Annotated in this window: 14 protein-coding genes; 11 read left to right on the forward strand and 3 right to left on the reverse strand. The window is 64.9% G+C overall.

Features of this window, described 5'->3' with window-relative positions; all coding sequences use genetic code 11:
• Positions 1-5: 5 nt before the first annotated feature.
• Positions 6-809 (reverse strand): LysM peptidoglycan-binding domain-containing protein, encoded by an 804-nt coding sequence (locus AC3ZI9_RS05915; protein WP_444561490.1) that lies wholly within the window; start codon positions 807-809, stop codon positions 6-8.
• Between the two features lie 104 nt (positions 810-913).
• On the opposite strand from AC3ZI9_RS05915, the gene AC3ZI9_RS05920 reads away from it, so the two are divergent.
• From AC3ZI9_RS05920 to AC3ZI9_RS05940, 5 genes are all read left to right on the forward strand, one after another.
• The gene (locus AC3ZI9_RS05920) at positions 914-1468 is read left to right on the forward strand and encodes a hypothetical protein (RefSeq protein WP_444554387.1); all 555 of its coding nucleotides are present in this window, start codon (positions 914-916) and stop codon (positions 1466-1468) included.
• Between the two features lie 147 nt (positions 1469-1615).
• Complete coding sequence (locus tag AC3ZI9_RS05925; RefSeq protein WP_444554388.1) at positions 1616-2269, forward strand: CpaB family protein; 654 nt, start codon at positions 1616-1618, stop codon at positions 2267-2269.
• Positions 2266-3507: a CpaE/TadZ family protein gene (locus AC3ZI9_RS05930; protein ID WP_444554389.1), complete on the forward strand. Its 1242-nt coding sequence runs from the start codon at positions 2266-2268 to the stop codon at positions 3505-3507. Before AC3ZI9_RS05925 ends, AC3ZI9_RS05930 begins: the two co-directional genes overlap by 4 nt.
• A 96-nt stretch (positions 3508-3603) precedes the next feature.
• Positions 3604-8427, forward strand: a complete 4824-nt coding sequence (locus AC3ZI9_RS05935; protein WP_444554390.1) for an NAD-glutamate dehydrogenase — start codon at positions 3604-3606, stop codon at positions 8425-8427.
• A gap of 3 nt (positions 8428-8430) precedes the next feature.
• Entirely contained in the window at positions 8431-9897 is a 1467-nt protein-coding gene (locus tag AC3ZI9_RS05940) for a sensor histidine kinase (RefSeq protein WP_444554391.1), read from the forward strand.
• 77 nt (positions 9898-9974) lie between these two features.
• Here the strand turns inward: AC3ZI9_RS05940 and AC3ZI9_RS05945 are convergent, their stop codons facing one another.
• Complete coding sequence (locus AC3ZI9_RS05945) at positions 9975-11753, reverse strand: LysM peptidoglycan-binding domain-containing protein (protein WP_444554392.1); 1779 nt, start codon at positions 11751-11753, stop codon at positions 9975-9977.
• A 226-nt stretch (positions 11754-11979) separates the two neighbouring features.
• Here AC3ZI9_RS05945 and AC3ZI9_RS05950 point away from each other — a divergent pair, with 226 nt between their 5' ends.
• Positions 11980-12312 (forward strand): Rv2175c family DNA-binding protein, encoded by a 333-nt coding sequence (locus AC3ZI9_RS05950; RefSeq protein WP_444554427.1) that lies wholly within the window; start codon positions 11980-11982, stop codon positions 12310-12312.
• Between the two features lie 30 nt (positions 12313-12342).
• Here the strand turns inward: AC3ZI9_RS05950 and AC3ZI9_RS05955 are convergent, their stop codons facing one another.
• On the reverse strand, positions 12343-13449 hold the full coding sequence (locus AC3ZI9_RS05955; protein ID WP_444554393.1) for a polyprenyl synthetase family protein: 1107 nt from the start codon (positions 13447-13449) through the stop codon (positions 12343-12345).
• 73 nt (positions 13450-13522) lie between these two features.
• On the opposite strand from AC3ZI9_RS05955, the gene dinB reads away from it, so the two are divergent.
• The 5 genes from dinB (at position 13523) to ftsL (ending at position 18038) form a co-directional block, all read left to right on the forward strand.
• Positions 13523-14722, forward strand: a complete 1200-nt coding sequence (dinB, locus tag AC3ZI9_RS05960) for a DNA polymerase IV (RefSeq protein WP_444554394.1) — start codon at positions 13523-13525, stop codon at positions 14720-14722.
• A 172-nt stretch (positions 14723-14894) separates the two neighbouring features.
• Positions 14895-15260 carry a DUF3040 domain-containing protein gene (locus tag AC3ZI9_RS05965; RefSeq protein ID WP_444561491.1) on the forward strand — a complete coding sequence of 122 codons (366 nt, stop codon included), beginning with the start codon at positions 14895-14897 and terminating at the stop codon, positions 15258-15260.
• A 480-nt stretch (positions 15261-15740) separates the two neighbouring features.
• Positions 15741-16172 (forward strand): division/cell wall cluster transcriptional repressor MraZ, encoded by a 432-nt coding sequence (gene mraZ / locus AC3ZI9_RS05970; RefSeq protein WP_444554396.1) that lies wholly within the window; start codon positions 15741-15743, stop codon positions 16170-16172.
• Between the two features lie 169 nt (positions 16173-16341).
• Positions 16342-17334 (forward strand): 16S rRNA (cytosine(1402)-N(4))-methyltransferase RsmH, encoded by a 993-nt coding sequence (gene rsmH / locus AC3ZI9_RS05975; protein WP_444554397.1) that lies wholly within the window; start codon positions 16342-16344, stop codon positions 17332-17334.
• Positions 17335-17336: 2 nt separating this feature from the next.
• Positions 17337-18038 carry a cell division protein FtsL gene (gene ftsL, locus AC3ZI9_RS05980; protein WP_444561492.1) on the forward strand — a complete coding sequence of 234 codons (702 nt, stop codon included), beginning with the start codon at positions 17337-17339 and terminating at the stop codon, positions 18036-18038.
• Positions 18039-18090: the final 52 nt, after the last annotated feature.

Raw genomic sequence — 18090 nt, forward strand, 5'->3', positions numbered from 1 at the left:
GGCTCCTACTTTCCGTTGTGGTCCAACTCGGCCGGAGGCCGGGTCAAGACGGTTCCGATGGACAACAGGTTGGGGTCCGGGCCGATGGCATCCCGGTTGGCGTGGTACCAGCGGGGCCAGGCATGGGCGATTTGTGCGTCACTGGCTCCGGGCCCGGCCATCCGTGCGGCGATCCGCCAGAGGGAATCCCCGGCGCCGACCACCACGGTCCTTCCCGGTGCGGGGGCATCGGCCGGACTGCCCATCAGCCGCTCCATCGGTGCTGCCGGCCGTTCGGCATTCCACCGGGGGGTGGGTAGCTGCCGTTCGGTCCAGGACGCCGTGGGCACCGTGGACCGTGGGTCCTGGAGTGCCAGCTCCGGTACCGCGATGCGGAAGGTGGCAGACGAGGCAGCGACGGGGGGAACCGGTGCGAGGGCGTGGGCGGCCGGGACGATCAGGAGTTGGGTGCCGAGCAGGGCTGCCGCCGCCCGGCGCATGAAGACCGGCGAAAGCCGTGCGGTGCGATCGGCGCCCGCCGTCCGTCCTCTCCGGCGTAGGAATTCACTGAGGCAGGCGGCCAGGAAGCTGAAAATCCACCACCCGATGACCGCCAGCCCCAGCACGACGCAGCAGAGGGCGGCGCTGCGGTCCCAGCTGGCGGGGGAGCGCGTCGCCGCATCGCCCCACTCGGGTCCGCCGGACAGTCGGATCACCGCACAGAGCGACAGCAGGATCGTGCAGAGTCCGATCAGGACCCCGCTCACCCCCGAGGCTGTCTGCCGGGGGTCACCGGTCGGTCCTGGAACCATTTCCATCACTCTTTTCATTTGATGCAGTTTGATGTTATTTGGTGTTGATTGAGATCGAGCATGGCACTCGGGATCCCCGCTGTCCAGAGCCGAATGGAAATCGGTGGGAATAGGGTGGGCCCATGCGCTGGGAATCACTATTCGCCGATCTGGAGTCCCAGCTCAATGCCGTCCGGGCGCGGGAGCGCACCGTGGAGATCCAGGAGATGGTCCGGATCGAGCGGTCCCAGCTGCGCCTCTGGGACTATCTCGCCGGCCAGACGGGCGCGGAGATCACGCTGGACCTGCTCTCCGGTCAGCGGCTGCGCGGGGTGCTGGTGCATGTGGGGGCGAATTGGTTGTCGCTGCTCGAGGGCCATGCCGAATACCTGGTGTTGGCTCCCGGCATCAGGTCGATCGAAGTGGCCGGAGAGCGTGCCGCGGTCGTGGACCAGACCGCGGTACGACGCCGGCTCAGCCAGGGTGCTGCCCTGCGTTCACTGGTGCGCAACCGGGCGCGGGTCACGGTGTGGGCCGTGGACGGGGCCGCCTTGGGGACCGGGACCCTGGATCATGCCGGTGCCGACCATTTGCGCCTGGCCCGGCATCCGGCCGACGGGTACCGTCGCAGCGCCGAGGTCAGATCGGTTGCCCTGCTGCCATTCGCCTCGATCTCCGTCCTGCGTCATGAGGGCTGATGGCCGCCGACGATCCACAGATCGGGCCCACCCCTTGGGTAGTGGGGGTTTAGTCATTAGTGTTGACGCGTAGGGAGGAATCATTCACCGTAACTTCTCCCACCAACGCGGTCTGTGTCATCACAGTCGGCGGGAAGCAGAGGCAGCGTGGCAACCGATGTACAGCACAGCCAACCGGCGCGCAGACTGCGCAAACCCGGGTGGAGGGATCCCCGGCTGATCGTTGGCATCCTGTTGGTTATCGGCGCCGTGGCCGGAGTCCTCACCCTGCTGTCCTGGCAGAACAAGACGGTGCCGGTATACGTGGCCAGCCAGGACATCAGCATGGGGGAGAAGATCGAAGCCTCCGGATTGGACGTTGTCGATGTGCGGCTGGATTCCGTCCAGGACCAATACCTCACCGCCCGGCAGGCCCCGTCCGAGGATCTTCGGGCCAATACGCTGATCCGCAGCGGTGAACTGGTCCCCCTTGCCTCGCTGGGCGGCCGCGACCCGCAGAACCGCAAACCCCTCTCCGTCGAGTTGTCCCGGGACCTGCCGGTGGCGGTGGCGGTGGGCACCCGTGTTGATGTGTGGGCCGCCGAACGGGCCAAGGACTCCACGACCTATCAGGAACCGAAGAAACTGTTGGAAACCGTGGAGGTCAGTGCCATCCGCGAACTCGATTCCGGTTTCGGCGGGGTCTCGGGGCAGGTGGTTGAGCTCCTCGTGACCGATGAGGACCTGCCCGGGATGATTTCCGCCTTGGCCAATGAAGCGCAACTGACCGTGGTGTTCGCCGGCGGAGGGTCTGCCGGATGAGTATCGCCGTCGTGGTCTGGGGCCGGGCCGGGGACCTGGCGGACCGTCTTGAACGATTGCGCGGCATGGTCACCATCGTGAGGCACTGCGAGGAACTGGGCGAGGTCGTGGCCTTGGCCGAATCCGGCTTGGCCGATGCCGCGTTGTTGCTGGGACCGCCCATGGACATCGATGCGGAATTCGCCGACGAGCTGTCCTTCCACGGCGTCCCGGCGGTGGCCATCACGGATGAACCCTCCCAGGCCGGGCGGCTCGCCGGGCTCGGTCTGGGCGTGGAACCGGAAACCGCGCAGGAGCAGTCGGTCTCGGATCTGCTCGAACTCCTGGTTTCCGGCGCCCACCGTCCAGCGCCACGCGGTGCACGCCGGGCGCAGTCCCCCGCAAGGACGGAGCACATCCCGGAGCCGGCCCCGGGACGGATCCTGGCGGTCTGGGGCCCGGCGGGATCGACTGGGAAGACCCTGGTTGCGGTGAACCTGGCTGCCGAAGCGGCCATGGACGGCCAACGGGTCGTGCTGCTCGACGCCGATACCTACGGCGCCAGCGTCGCCGTCCATCTGGGGCTGCTCGACGAGGCTGCGGGGCTGGCACAACTATGCCGGCTCTCGGACCAGGGCATGCTCGACGAGGCGGGGTTCGAACGCTCCTGTGCCGTGGTCGCGGTCGGAGGGACAACGCTCCGGGTGGCCACGGGCTTGTCCCGGCCCCAACGATGGCCCGAACTGCGGGCCGGGGCCTTGGCCCGGGTGCTGGACTTCGTGCGTCGTCGGGCCGACCTGGTGGTCGTCGATGTCGCCTCCTTCCTCGAACGCGACGAGGACCTGACGTATGACACGTCCGCCCCGCAACGCAATGGTGCGGCCCTGGCCGTGTTGGAGTCGGCGGCCGAGGTCATCGCCGTCGGCTCGGCCGACAGCGTCGGGGTTCCCCGGATGATCAAGGGCCTCGAGGATCTGCGCGAGATCCTGCCCGGAACGACTCCCCGGGTGGTCTTCAACCGGGTGCGTCGTTCGGCGGTCGGACCCGCCCCGGAACGGGCCCTGGTGGAAAGCTGGGAGCGCTTTGGTCCCGGTGGCGGGATCGACGGGCTGCTGCCCTGGGAACCGGACACCGCGGACCGGGCCTTGCTGCAGGGCAGCGTGCTGGCAGAGCTGGCTCCCGAGAGTGTTCTGCGGGCCGGGATCGCGGCCCTGGTTTCGGTGGAAGTCAGGCGTCGTGCAGGGTTCTTCAATCGCTGATACAGCCCATTGGGAGCTAACCGGTCCGCGGGTTAGTCTTGAGGTGTTCGAGACCGCAAAGGCGCGGTCCTCATCCTTTTACGGAGGCGTTAATTGATGTCGTCGGAGTCGGGCAGTCCTACAGGATTCATTGCCGAGACCAACACCCCCCAGTTCGCCGAGGCCTATTACGGGCACCTTTCACCGGAGGATGCGGCAACGTATCCACCGGAGGAGCTGCGGAACCGCGTCGGGGTGCATCTGGGCCTCGGGCACCAGCGGGACCGGGGACGGGCGAAGGTCGCGGTGGATCTGGAGGAGGACCGTGCGGTCGTCTATGCGGTCACCGACGACATGCCCTTCCTGGTCGACTCTGTCACCGCGGAGATCGTCCAGCAGGAACAAGGCATCACCTTGGTCGTCCACCCGACGTTCCTGGTCCATCGGGACGAGGAGGGAATTGCGACCACGATCGAACCGGTCAACACCGCCGAGGCCACATCATCGGGCGATACTGCTGCCTTGCCGGACCTTTCCGCCTTCATGGACCAGACCGGTAAATCGACCGTCGAATCATGGATCGCCATCGAAATCGCCGGGACGCCGGAACCGGAGCGGGTCACCGCATTGGTCGAGGGCCTGGAACAAGTCCTGTCCGATGTCCGCGACGCCGTGGAGGACTGGGCGCCGATGCGTGCCAAGGCCCACGAAATCGCTGATTCGCTGGCAGATGTCAACGACGAGATCCCCGATCTGGATAGCGCTGCCGAGCTGTTGCGTTGGTTGGACGAAGGCAACTTCACCTTCCTGGGATACCGCGAATACGATCTGGCCGTGGAGGACGGAAAGGATGTCCTGCACGTGCGTTCCGAGAGCGGATTGGGCCTGATGCGCCGGTCGGGCACCACCATGCTCCGTCAGGAACTGACGAAACTGGGGAGGGACAAGGCCCGGGAAAAGCGTCCACTGGTCATCACCAAGGCCAATTCACGCTCCACGGTCCACCGCGCGGTCTACCTGGACTACATCGGGGTCAAGAGCTTCGACGCCCAGGGCAACGTCACCGGCGAACGACGCTTCATCGGCCTCTTTGCCACCAGTGCCTATACCCGCCCGGTCCGGACCGTCCCGGTGGCCCGCGATAACGTCGAGCGCGTGCTCAAGGCCTCGGGATTCGCCCCTGATTCCCATTCGGGCAAGGACTTGTTGACGATCCTGGAGAGCTACCCCCGGGACGAACTCTTCCAGATCCAAACGGAGGACCTGCTGCGTATCGTCACCGGGATCCTCAGGCTGCAGGAACGTCGTCGCACCAGTTTGTTCCTCAGGCCCGACATCTACGGACGGTTCATGTCCGCCTTGGTCTTCCTGCCCCGCGATCGGTACACCACGGCGGTCCGGTTGCGCATCGAGGAGGAACTGAAGAAGGCCTACGCCTCGGATTCCACCGAGTACGAAGTACAGATGAACGAATCCGCCCTGGTGCGGCTGTTCTATCGGGTCCGACTGCCCCTGGGTGAGCAGACGCCTGAGGTTTCCCGCGAGGAGCTGGAACAGCGGCTCGTCCGGGCCGTCAGGTCCTGGGGCGAGGGAGTGGACGAGGAGGTGCGCAGTCGCTTCGAGCGAGGCGAAGCCGCCGAGATGTCCCGGCTTTGGGCCGATGCCTTCCCGCAGGCCTACCGCGTGGACTTCGAAGTGGAGGACGCACTCGATGACATCGAACGCTTCTCCACCTATGACGAGCCCGGGCACGAAGGCCCCGTGCTCCACGTCTACGTCCCCTCCAACGTGGCCGACCAGCATGGCGTGGATGCCCGGTTGAACCTGTACCTGACCGAACCGCTGTCCTTGAGCCGGATCCTTCCGGTGCTGTCCCACCAGGGATTGGAAGTCGTCGACGAGAAGCCGTTCGCCATCGAACGACGCGACGGCAAGAAGTTCTACCTCTACGACCTGGGACTGAAGTATCCGGAGGGCATCGACCCGCTCGAAACCAGTGACCTGCTCACCGAGGCCTACGGTGCGGTCTTCGTGGGACGGGCCGAATCCGACGCCTTCGACCGGCTCATCCTCGCTCAGGGCCTGTCTTGGCGGGAGACGGCGGTCCTGCGGGCGTACGCCAAGTACCTGGGCCAACTCGGTGCCTCGAACTCCTATGGGTTCATTGCCGATACCATGCTGGCCAACCCGGAGGTGACCGAGGCCCTCGTGGACCTGTTCGAGGGCACCTTCGACCCGGATCTCGATGACGCCGAACGCACGCGTCGCACCGCAGCGGCACGGGCCGCGCTGGAGACCGGGCTGGAACACGTGGCGACCCTTGACGCCGACAGGCTGCTGCGCCGCTTCGTCAACGTCATCGACGCCACCACGCGGACCAACTACTACCAGGACACCATCCACCTGTCCTTCAAGCTCGAACCAGGGCGGATCGACGGGGCCCCGTTCCCGCGGCCGCAATACGAAATCTGGGTCTATTCGCCCCGCGTCGAAGGCGTGCACCTGCGCTACGGCAAGGTTTCCCGCGGTGGCCTGCGCTGGTCGGATCGCCGGGAGGACTTCCGGACGGAGGTCCTGGGGCTGGTCAAGGCACAAATGGTCAAGAACGCCGTGATCGTCCCGACCGGCGCCAAGGGCGGTTTCTTCGCGAAGAACCTGCCTGACCCTTCGGTGGATCGCAATGCCTGGATCGAGGAAGGCAAGGCCGCCTATCGGATCTTCATCTCGGCCCTGCTCGATATCACCGACAACCTGGTCAGGGACGGTGACACCGAGAGGGTGGTCGTCCCGGACCGCGTGGTGCGCCTGGATGACGACGACACCTACCTGGTCGTCGCCGCCGACAAGGGCACGGCCAGCTTCTCCGATACCGCCAACGAGATCTCACTGGCCCGGGGCCACTGGCTCGGCGACGCCTTCGCCTCGGGCGGATCGGTGGGCTACGACCACAAGGCCATGGGCATCACGGCCCGTGGCGCCTGGGAGTCGGTCAAACGGCACTTCTTCGAACTGGGAATCGACACCCAGACGGAGGAATTCACCGTGGCCGGCATCGGCGACATGAGCGGGGACGTCTTCGGCAACGGGCTGCAGCGTTCCGAGCACGCCAAACTGGTTGCCGCCTTCGACCACCGGCACATCTTCCTGGATCCGAATCCGGATCCGAAGCCGTCCTTCGCCGAGCGCCAGCGGCTATACGAGCTACCGCGTTCGAGCTGGGGCGACTACGACACCTCGCTGATCAGCGAAGGCGGGGGTGTTTATCCACGCCAGTCCAAGTCCATCCCGATCTCCGACCAGGTCAGGGACGTGTTGGGGCTGCCGGAAGGGACGACGTCGATGTCGCCCCCGGACCTGCTGCGCGCCATCCTGTCGGCGCCAGTGGATCTGGTCTACAACGGTGGCATCGGCACGTATGTGAAGGCTTCCACGGAATCCCACACCGATGTCGGGGATCGTGCCAACGACGCGATCCGGGTCGACGGCAAGGATCTGCGGGCCCGGGTGGTCGGCGAAGGCGGAAACCTGGGCATGACCCAGCGCGGACGCATTGAAGCAGCGCTGAAGGGGGTCATCCTCAACACCGACGCGATCGACAACTCCGCCGGGGTGGACTGCTCCGACCACGAGGTCAACATCAAGATCCTGATCGATCGGATGGTCACTGCCGGAAAGCTGCCCGAGGACGAGCGGGCGGACTTCCTGCATTCGATGACCGACGAGGTCGCGCGGCTGGTGCTGCGGACCAACGTCGACCAGAACATCCTGCTGGTCAACGACAAGCAGCATCTCTCCGAATGGAGCCCGAGCTTCGAACGGCTCATGGACTGGTTGGAGGAGCATGCCGATCTGGACCGCGAGCTCGAGTTCCTGCCCAGTACGGAGGAACTGGAGGAACGCCTGGCCGGGGGCAAGTCACTGACCGCTCCCGAGCTGGCCGTGTTGGTGGCCTATTCGAAGATCCAGCTGGCCACGGCGTTGGCGCAGACCACGCTGGCGGATGATCCGTACTTCGACCGGACGATGCGCGAGTACTTCCCGGTGCAGCTTTCGGAGAAGTTTCCCGAGGATGTCCTGGCCCACCCGCTGCGCCGGGAGATCGTCAGCACCGTGGTGGCCAACGACATGGTCAACATGGGTGGCATCACCTATGCGTTCCGGGTGCTGGAGGAGACCAGCGCTTCCGAGGAAGCCGTGGCCCGTTCATTCGTGGCCCTGCGGGAGATCTACGCCCTGGATGACTTCGTGGACGCCGTGACCGGTTTGCCGGCCAGCGTCCCCGTCGAGCACTGGTGCCGCATCCAACTGGATATGCGCCGGCTGCTGGACCGGGCCACGCGTTGGTTCATCTCCCATGTCGGTTCCGGGACGAGCATCCAGCAGGACATCGAGGCCTTCGAGCCGACGGTCACCGCCCTGCAGGCCGAACTGGGGGACCTGCTGCGCGGCGTTGACGCCGAGCGGGTGGCCCGGTGGAAGGACAACGGGATCCAGTGGGGCCTGCCCGAGGATCTTGCCTCGCGCTGGGCCTTGCAGTTCGAGGGCTTTGCCTTGCTGGATATAGCCCAGGCCGCCCATGACCGGGGACTGCCGGCCCGCGAGGTCGCAGCCGTCTACTACGTGGTCTTCGCGCGTTTCGGCATCGACAATTTGCTCGAACGCATCACCCGGCTCCCGCGGGGGGACCGGTGGCAGGCGCTGGCCCGTGCCGCCCTGCGGGACGATCTGTATTCCACGGCGGTGGACATCACCGGAGCGGCGTTGCAGGCCGCACCGGAGGTGGTCGATCCCGAGGGACGGGTCGTGGAGTGGGAAGAACAGAACGCCGACAACCTGGCCCGGGCGAAGAACATGTTCGATGAGGTCAACAGCCTCGAACGCGATGACATGGCTTCACTATCGGTGGCACTGCGCCTGCTGCGTTCGATCGTGCGGCGGTAGCTCTTGGCGACCTTCACCGATCCGGTCCGGGACGACGCCGATTTCAGGCCCGGGGACGAGGAATGGCTCCACCTGCTGGTGGGGGATTGGCAGATGGTCGCGGACCTGGCGTTTGCCGATCTGGTCCTCTGGCATCCCTCGGCCGGAGGGACGTATGTGGCTCTGGCCCATGTACGTCCCTCCACCAGCCATACCGTCTTCCATAGCGACTTCGTGGGGGAGCGGATCCGCAAGGACCTGCGCCCCCTGGTCGAGCAGGCCTGGACCAGCGGGGAATCCCAACGCGCAGGGGAGGAGCATTGGACGCAGGAGTCGGCGATGCGCATCGAGGCGTTCCCGATGGTGCGCAACGGCAGGACGCTGGCGATCGTCACCAGCCACCAGGATCTGTCCAACTCCCGGGTGGCCTCGCGGCTGGAACAGACCTATAAGCAATGCGCCACCGATCTGCTACGCATGGGCATGCAGGGCCTGTGGCCGGACTTCGCGACACCCACCGGCTCCCGACGCGGGGCTCCCCGCGTCGGTGACGGGCTGATCCGGTTGGACGCCGAGGGAATCGTGCAATATGCCAGCCCCAACGGGGTCTCGGCCTATCGCCGTCTCGGGGGGGTCGACTCCCTGGAGAGCCGCTCACTGGCGGAGGTCACCACCGGTCTCCTGAGGGACCGCCGCCTCGTGGACGAGGCCCTCGCATTGGTCGTCACCGGCAAGATGCCCTGGCGCACCGAGGTCGAGTCCAACGGGGTCAGCTTGTCCCTGCGGGCCATCCCGCTACGTGATGGCAAGAAGCGATACGGGGCCCTGGTGCTCTGTCGCGATGTGACGGAGTTGCGCCGCCGCGAGATGGAGCTGGTCTCCAAGGATGCCACCATCCGGGAGATCCACCACCGGGTGAAGAACAACCTGCAGACCGTCGCCGCGCTGTTGCGCATGCAGTCCCGCCGCATGGTCAGCGAAGACGGAAAGCAGGGTCTGGAGCAGGCCATGCGCCGGGTGGCCACGATTGCCCTGGTGCACGAGACGCTGTCCCAGGGCCTGAGCCAGAGTGTCGACTTCGACGAATTGATCGACCGCCAGTTCAGGTTGGCCGCCGAAGTGGCCTCACCTGGTCAAGTGGTTCACACCGAACGGTCGGGATCCTTCGGCGGGCTGCCCAGCGAACTGGCGACCCCGCTGTCGCTGGTCATCAACGAGTTGGTTTCCAACGCCGTCGAACACGGCCTGGGCGAGCAGGACGGAACGGTCAGCCTCCACGCGGTGCGACGCACCATCGCCGATGGCACCGAACGGCTGCGCGTGGTCGTCTCCGACGACGGTCGTGGTCTGGGCTCGGAGCCCCGCAAGGACGGACTCGGACTGCAGATCGTTCGCACCCTGGTGACCAGCGAACTGGCGGGGACCATCGAATGGGAGCCGGGAACCCATAGCGGCACGGATGTCATCCTGGACCTGCCGCTGCGCAGCTGAGGGGCGCACCCGTGAACAGGAAAAACGCCGGCCGGTCCCCGAAGGGACCGGCCGGCGTCATGGGGACCCGGGATTGATCAGTTGAACTTCTTCTGGTGGGCCTTGACCGACTTCACGTAGGTCTTGGTATCGCTGTACATGCCATTGCGCTTCACCGAGCCCTGCCCCTGGTAGTAGGAGGCGATGCCGTCTTCGACGTTGCTGCTGGTGCGCTGCAATGAACGGATGATGGCAACCCCCGCCGTGGCGTTGTCGTAGGGGTTCAGCAAGTCCAGCTTCCGGCCGACCAGCTGTGACGCCCAGTCACCCGAGGTCGGGATGACCTGCATGGCACCGATGGCGTTGGCGGGGGAGACCGCTGCCATGTTGAAGCCTGACTCCTGGTACGCGTGGGCCAGGGCCAGGGACGGGTCGACGCCCATCTTGCGTGCCGTGCTGCTGATGATCGACTGCATTTCCGACCGTGAGGGGAGGTTGCGCGAGAGCAGCGTGTACTTATTGTCGTTCGCGGACTTCACCGTGCCGGCCGGGTACTTATAGTGCAGGAAGGTATCCGGCACCAGCTGCTTACGGGTCGACGAGGTCGAGGAGGTCGAGGAGGCCGGGGACCCGCCGGAGAGCTTGAGCTTCTGTCCGGGGTAGATGACCGAGGAGTTGTTCAGGTTGTTGGCCGACAGGAGCTTGGACAAGCCCATCCCCGCCTGGCCGGCGATACCGGAAAGGGTGTCCCCGGACTTGACCGTGTAGGTGCTGCTGGTCTTCTTCTTCGTCGAGCTCGACGAGCTGGAGGAACCCGAGCTGGATTTCGAGGAGGAAGAGGCGGAGCCGGAGAGCTTGAGCTTCTTGCCCGGGTAGATGACCGTGGACATGCTCATGTTGTTGGCCGCCAACAGCTTGGACAGACCCATGCCCGCCTTCTCGGCGATCGCCGAGAGGGTGTCCCCGGATTTGACCGTGTAGGTCGACGCCGATCCGCTGGAGCTCTTCTTGGAGGAGCTCGAGCTGGACTTGGACGAGTTCGAGGAGCCCCCCGAGAGCTTGATCTTCTGGCCCGGGTAGATCATGGAGCTGGACTTCAGTCCGCTGGTCTTCAGCAGGGCCGAAAGGGAGAGGCCCTTGCTGTGGGCGATGCCCGAGAGGGTGTCTCCGGATTTGATCGTGTAGGTCGATGCCGATCCGCTGTAGCTCTTCTTGGAGGAGCTCGAGCTGGACTTGGAGGAGGACCCACCGGAGAGCTTGAGCTTCTTGCCCGGGTAGATGATCGTGGACATGCTCATGTTGTTGGCCGCCAACAGCTTGGACAGGCCCATGTCCGCCTTTTCGGCGATCGCCGAGAGGGTGTCCCCGGATTTGATCGTGTAGGTCGACGCCGATCCGCTGGAGCTCTTCTTGGAGGAGCTCGAGCTGGACTTGGAGGAGGACGATCCACCGGAGAGCTTGAGCTTCTGGCCGGGGAAGATCAGATCGCTGGCCTTGAGCTTATTGGCCTTGAGGAGTTTCGACAGCGGCATATCGTGTCGATGGGCGATGCCCGAGAGGGTATCGCCTGACTTGACGGTCACCTTCTTGGCGGGCGCTGCGGCCACGGTGAGGCGGGTCGGCAGCTGTGAAGCCACCAGATGGGCGGCGATGCGCTGCTGGGCGGCCGCGATGTTCGCGGGAGTCGCGGTCTTCGGGGTGAGAAGTGCTGTGGACGTGGGAGCCTCGACGGCGGCTGCGGGGGCGGCTGCTGCCACACCTGACAGGACGACGGCGGGAATCGTCGCGGCTGCGACGGCTCCGGAAATGGAACGGTTGCGGGCTCCCTGAACGAAGACGTTCGAGGAACGCGCGCCGCTGGTGCGGTGCTCGGGCATGTAGACATCCTCTGATCGCGACGGCCTTGGCCGAAGAGATCACCATCGAGTTGAAGCCAGGCAGGGCTTCGCGATACTCGTGTGACCTATGTTGCAACTGTGACTCATGTGAATTTACACCATGTGATGCGTTCCTAAAAGTCTTAAGTGGCTCGTCACCTGAGCATTGCGACGGGGAGAGCACGGATTGTGGCATTCTTGTGTGGTGAGTTCTCTTAATAATCTCGTGACCGAATGGTTGTCTTTGCCTGACCTAGCCGAGGCGTTGGACGTCTCGATCAAGGACGTGCACCGTCTGTTGGACGAACGCTCGATCGTTGAATTGCGGGTGGGCGCACGCAAGGTGCGCTCCGTTCCGGCGGAATTCGTTCTGGAGGGGCGGATCATCGATAGCCTCAAGGGCACCATCACGGTGCTGGGCGACGCCGGATTCACGGACGAGGAGCTGATCAGCTGGCTCTTCACCCCCGATGAATCGCTGCCCGGTACGCCGATCCAGGCCCTGCGTGAGGGGCGGAAGACGGAGATCAGGCGCCGGGCCCAGGCCCTCGGCTGGTAGCAGCGGCGCCCGGGCGGGCGGCGGTGGTGCTCAGGCCGTGCGCTCGGTGACGGCCTTTCCCAGCGCGCGCAACTGTTCGCGGATCTGATCGGTGACGGATAAGACGTCGAGCGCATCGAAGGCCTGCGCCGAGAGTGCGGCGATGCTCCCCTCGGTCGCTGCCAGCGCCCCGCAATCGGTGAGGACCGTCATCATGCGATTGATTTCCGCCGCTGTGAGGTCATCGGCCCCCAGACGGTTCTGGATGAAGTCGCGGTCTTCCTCAGAGGCCAGCAGCAGCCCGTGGGCGATCATTTCGGTGCGTTTGCCCTCGCGGAGATCATCGCCGGCAGGTTTCCCGGTGATCTCGGCGTTTCCGAACACGCCCAACACGTCGTCGCGGAGTTGGAAGGCCTCGCCGATCGGCAAGGCGAAGGCGGAGTAGCCGGCCAGCAGGTGGTCGTCGGCCCCGGCCAGGGCGCCCCCGAGGAGCAGGGGGTTCTCGGTGGAGTACTTGGCTGATTTATATCTCAGGATCGTCCGGGCCCGTTCAAGGACGTCGCTATCGGATGACGAAGGCCCCGCCGACTCCTCCAGGACGTCGAGATACTGCCCGGCCATGACCTGGGTGCGCATGCCGTCAAAAATCCTCCGCGCCGGCGAACCGGCGTCCGTGGCGGTCGCGAAGAGCTGTTCACTGAACGACAGGCAGAGATCGCCGGCCAGGAGGGCTGCTGCTTCCCCGAAACGTGCTCCGTCCCGGGCCCAGCCGAGCCGGGAATGGGTGGATTCAAAGGATTTGTGCACGCTGGGTCGGCCGCGTCGGGTCGCGGACCGGTCGATGACATCATCGTGGATCAAGGCCGCCGCCTGGAACAGTTCCAGGGCCGCGGCCGCCCTGATGATCGCCTCGTCGGCGGGATCCCCACCGGCCCCGGCATAACCCCACCAGGCGAATCGCGGCCGAAGCCTCTTGCCGCCCTGGATGAGGGTTTCGACCGAATCGACGAGATCGACGGCGGTGGGCGAGATTCCGGTCACGATATCCCGCTGTTCCGACAGGAACGTCGCCAGCATGGAGTCGAGGCGCTTGATGAATTCGGTGTCCTCGGCGCGGGGGGGCCGGGGGAAGGGCCCGGGGGCTTCAGTGGGATTCATGACGTCCGTTGTGTGGGGTGGGCTGGGAACGGTCCCATTCTATCTGTCGGAGCAGTTACGTAGAATTGGTGACATGGTCGAAGCCCCCACGCCGCGCACGGTCTTCCATGTGGACATGGATGCCTTCTATGTCTCCGTCGAGCTCCTGACGCGGCCGGAATTGAAGGGGCGCCAGGTCATCGTGGGAAACCCCGGGGGGCGTTCGGTGGTGCTTTCCGCATCCTATGAGTGCCGTCGCCTGGGCGTCCGGTCCGCGATGCCGATGGGCACGGCGATGCGGATGGCACCGAAGGCCACGGTCATCGAGCCGAACATGGCTTCCTATCGCCTCATTTCTGAACGCATCATGTCGGTCTTCGCCGAGATCACCCCCCTGGTGGAACAAGTGAGCGTGGACGAGGCCTTCCTCGACGTCACGGGCAGCTTGCGTCGACTGGGTGAACCACTGGAGATCGGGCGCATGATCCGGGCCAGGTTCCGCGCTGAACTGGGCCTTCCGGCCAGCGTGGGGATCGCCAGGAACAAATACGTGGCGAAGGTGGCCTCGACCCGTTCCAAGCCCGACGGATTGCTCCGCATCGCTCCCGAGGACACGGTCGCCTACCTGCACACCCTTCCCGTCGAAGCCCTGTGGGGCGTGGGGGCCAAGACAAAGGAGGTGTTGGCCCGGGCCGGGATCTCGATGGTGAGCGAACTGGCCCAGACCCCGCTGGCCACGCTGGAACGGCTGCTTGGTTCCAATGGCCTCCACCTCCATGCCCTCGCCTGGGGCAGGGACGACCGTGCGGTGGAACCGGTCAGGGTGGAGAAGAGCATCGGTGCCGAGGAAACCTTCGCCGTCGACGTCCATGAAGAGGCGCCGCTGAAGCGGGAACTGCTGCGCCTGGCGTACCGCGTGGCCCAAAGACTCCGCGAGGCGGAGCGCCAGGGCCAGACAGTGGCCCTGAAACTCAGGTACTCGGACTTCACCACCATGTCTCGGAGCCGTCGACTGGTGCAGCCCACGAATTCCGCGCAGGTACTGCTGGCGGCTGCGGAAGGACTGCTGGCCGGGATCGGAGAACGACCGCAAGGGGTTCGTCTCATCGGCATCCGGGTGGAACAACTTTCCGATGCCGACGGCGGCATCCAATTGAGCTTCGAACGGAGCGACGGAAACTGGCGTCAGGCCGAGGAAACCATGGATCGCATCCGGCAGAGGTTCCCCGCCGGATCGCTGCAGCCGGCGACCCTGATGCGCCCACCGGAGAACCCACCCGAGGAGGAAACATAACTCGACTTCCCGGTGGTGGAAATGCAGACTATCCTTGACGGACCACAGGTAGCGAAAAAGTAATTGGACGTACTTGCGGCAGCGGGAACAATGCAGTTGCGGGAACCGTTGACTTATATATAGGGGTTCTCCGGACGGAGACCGACGGACACGAGGGATTGGGGAAGGGATCATGCCACTTTCCGAACACGAGCAGCACTTGCTCGAGCAGCTGGAAAAGCAACTGCACGAGGATCACAAGTTTGCCTCCTCGATGAAGTCAAACGCCGCACCCGGCGGCTATTCCACGCGGAACATCGCCATCGGCGCCATCATCGGAGTCGTGGGCATCATCGCTCTGTTGCTGGGTGTCTCCAGCCAATGGATCCCGGTCGGTGTCCTGGGCTTCGCGCTGATGTGCATCGGGGTCTATGTCGCTTTTTCGAAGAATGCCTTCGGCAAGGTCGGCAAGGGCAAAACCAGGTCAGGACCGCAGAAGAGCTCATTCATGGCGGATCTTGAATCCAAATGGGAAGCCCGTCATCGGGACGAGCACTAACGATCACTAACTAGTCGTCGGGCCTGGCCACCAGGCCCGAAGAAGGACCCTAGCCACCGCAGGGCGCAGGCCATCACGGCCGGCGCTCTTTTTTTGTGCCCTCAGGGCGCCACGACCTCGTGGTGAACGCCACACCCCCGCGGGCCCATCCCCTCCGGTGGCCCTCCGCGCCGTCCTCCACTTCCCGCCACCGGGTTCCTCCACTTTGCCCCACCAGGATCCCGGCGAGGGCGCACAGCCCGTGATTGCGCATCTTTTCGGGCTTTTTCCCGTCCGGCGCGCTCTTGTATACCAAATTCCCTCCACTCCTCACCACGGGCCTGCTTCCCTCTGATTGCAAGGAAAAGAATTTGCCCTATTGGTGGTAAAACTACCGTCTGTCGTTGACAGTGGGGCTTTGTGGAGTAAAGTGGGGGACTGTAGAGGTGATGGGGGATGACGGGGTGAACGTAGCTCCTTGATGACGGGAAGGCGGTGCGTATGTTCCTCGGGACGTACACGCCGCGTCTTGACGAAAAGGGGCGCATCATCCTTCCTGCCAAATACCGCGATGAACTGGCGAACGGGCTGGTTCTGACCCGGGGGCAGGAACGCTGCGTCTACGTCTTCAGCCAGCGGGAATTCGAGAACGTGCATGAGCAGATGCGTCAGGCACCGTTGTCCTCGCGGCAGGCGCGGGATTACATCCGCGTTTTCCTCTCCGGCGCCTCTGACGAGATGCCGGATAAGCAGGGCAGGGTCACCATCCCGGGGGCACTGCGCGCCTACGCCGGACTGGACCGTGAGGTCACCGTCATCGGTGCGGGGTCCCGGGCCGAGATCTGGGATACCCAGGCTTGGAACGAATACCTCGAAGAACAGGAGAGCACGTTCTCCGAGACAGATGAAGAAGTACTGCCGGGCATTTTCTAGCAACCGCTGGAAGCGCTCGGTGGGGTTGGACCAGATCTCCAGCCGCCCGTCAGCATCATCCTGGCTCCACTTCCCCGGAGCCAGGCCGATGAGGATCGGAGCGGAGGGGGATCTGGCCCAATCCCTACACCACGATTGCAAGCTGTGACACGCTGAAAGGGGACAGGGCATGACCGACGACATCACACCCCGTCCCACATCCGAGCGGCACGTACCGGTGCTGCTCGAACGTTGTGTAGGGCTGTTGGCGCCGTCGATCCAGGCAGGGATCGACCAGCGCGAACGGGCCGTCGTCGTTGATTGCACGCTCGGCATGGGCGGGCACTCCGAGGCGCTGTTGCGTCGTTTCGACCAGCTTCACCTGATCGGGCTGGATCGCGACGAGCAGGCACTGGCCTTGGCGGGGGAGCGGTTGGCGCCGTTCTCCCACCGGACCGATCTGGTCCACGCGGTCTACGACGAAATCGATGATGTGGTCGAGGACCTGGGCTTCGACGGCGTCGATGGCGTGTTGTTCGACCTGGGGGTTTCCTCGCTGCAGCTCGATGAGCGCGAACGCGGCTTCGCCTATTCCTTCGATGCCCCACTGGACATGCGCATGGACACCTCGACCGGACCGACGGCCGCCGATGTGGTCAACGACTATTCCGAATCGGATCTCGTCCGCCTGATCCGCACCTGGGGTGAGGAGAAGTTCGCCGGTCGGATCGCGTCGGCCATCGTCCGGGACCGGGGGATGCGCCCCTTCGAAACCACCGGCCAGTTGGTGGAGAGCATCCGCAGCGTCGTGCCGGCCGGGGCCGCCCGCACCGGGGGACACCCCGCCAAAAGGACCTTCCAGGCCCTGCGTATCGAGGTCAACGAAGAACTCGATGTGCTGGACCGGGCGCTACCGGCCTCGATGGACGTGCTGAACATCGGGGGCCGGGTGGTGGTGATGAGCTACCACTCGCTCGAGGACAAGCTGGCCAAGAAGCACTTCGCCGCGGCCTCCAAGTCCTCGGCCCCCCTCGGGTTCCCGGTCGAGCTGGAGGAGCACAAGGCCCGCTTCCGGAGTCTGACCAAGGGAACCGAGAAGCCGAATGACATCGAAATCGACGAAAACCCCCGCGCGGCATCAGCCAAGCTCCGCGCGGTGGAACGAATCCTGAAGAGGAGCTGAACATGAGCACCGCAACCCAGACGCGTGCAGTTCACGCACGGCAGAGCACCGCAGGCAGCACCGTCGGTGCCAACGCCCGCGCACTGGCTCCGACGCCCCTTCCTCGTTCCGAACCCAAGCCGCGCACACCGCTGTCCCTGGTCCCGGCCACGAAACGCAGCCGACGCGCCGGATTCGCCGTGTTCTGCTTCGCTTTGTTGCTGGCGGCGCTGGTCGGGGTCCTGGTCATCAACGTCAATGTGGCCAACTCCCAGTACGACATCGTGAGCCTCCGCGGCCAGGAACAGGCCCTCAGCCAGCAGAACGAAGCGCTGACACAGGAGCTCCAAAACCTTCAAGCTCCCCAGAATGTGGCAGTCAAGGCGGCAGAATTGGGTATGGTCACCCCGGGAACGGTGGCTTCGATCAATCTGGACACCCAGAAGATCGCCGGAAAGTCCACGGCCGCGGAAAAGGGAAAGCTTCCTTCCGCCCATGTACCGACACCGGCGGTCCCTGAAGACCAGGCCAAGAAACAGACGGTGGCGGACACGAAGTCCGAAGCCGCGGAGCAGCAAAGCAACATCGCCCCCGAGGGCAAGGCAGTCACCGACGGCGCCTCGGAGGCCGAGAGCAAGACACAAAAGAAGACCGACGAAGCTTCGAGCGAGGACCTGAACGGCGGAACCATCCCGGCTCCGGCGCAGCAGGGTTCCGGACAGTAGGGCAGCGAGTCCTGTTCGGTACGGACCTCGAGAAGAACCGATCAGCAACCCA

Source organism: Arthrobacter sp. AOP36-F1-5 (assembly GCF_058137995.1).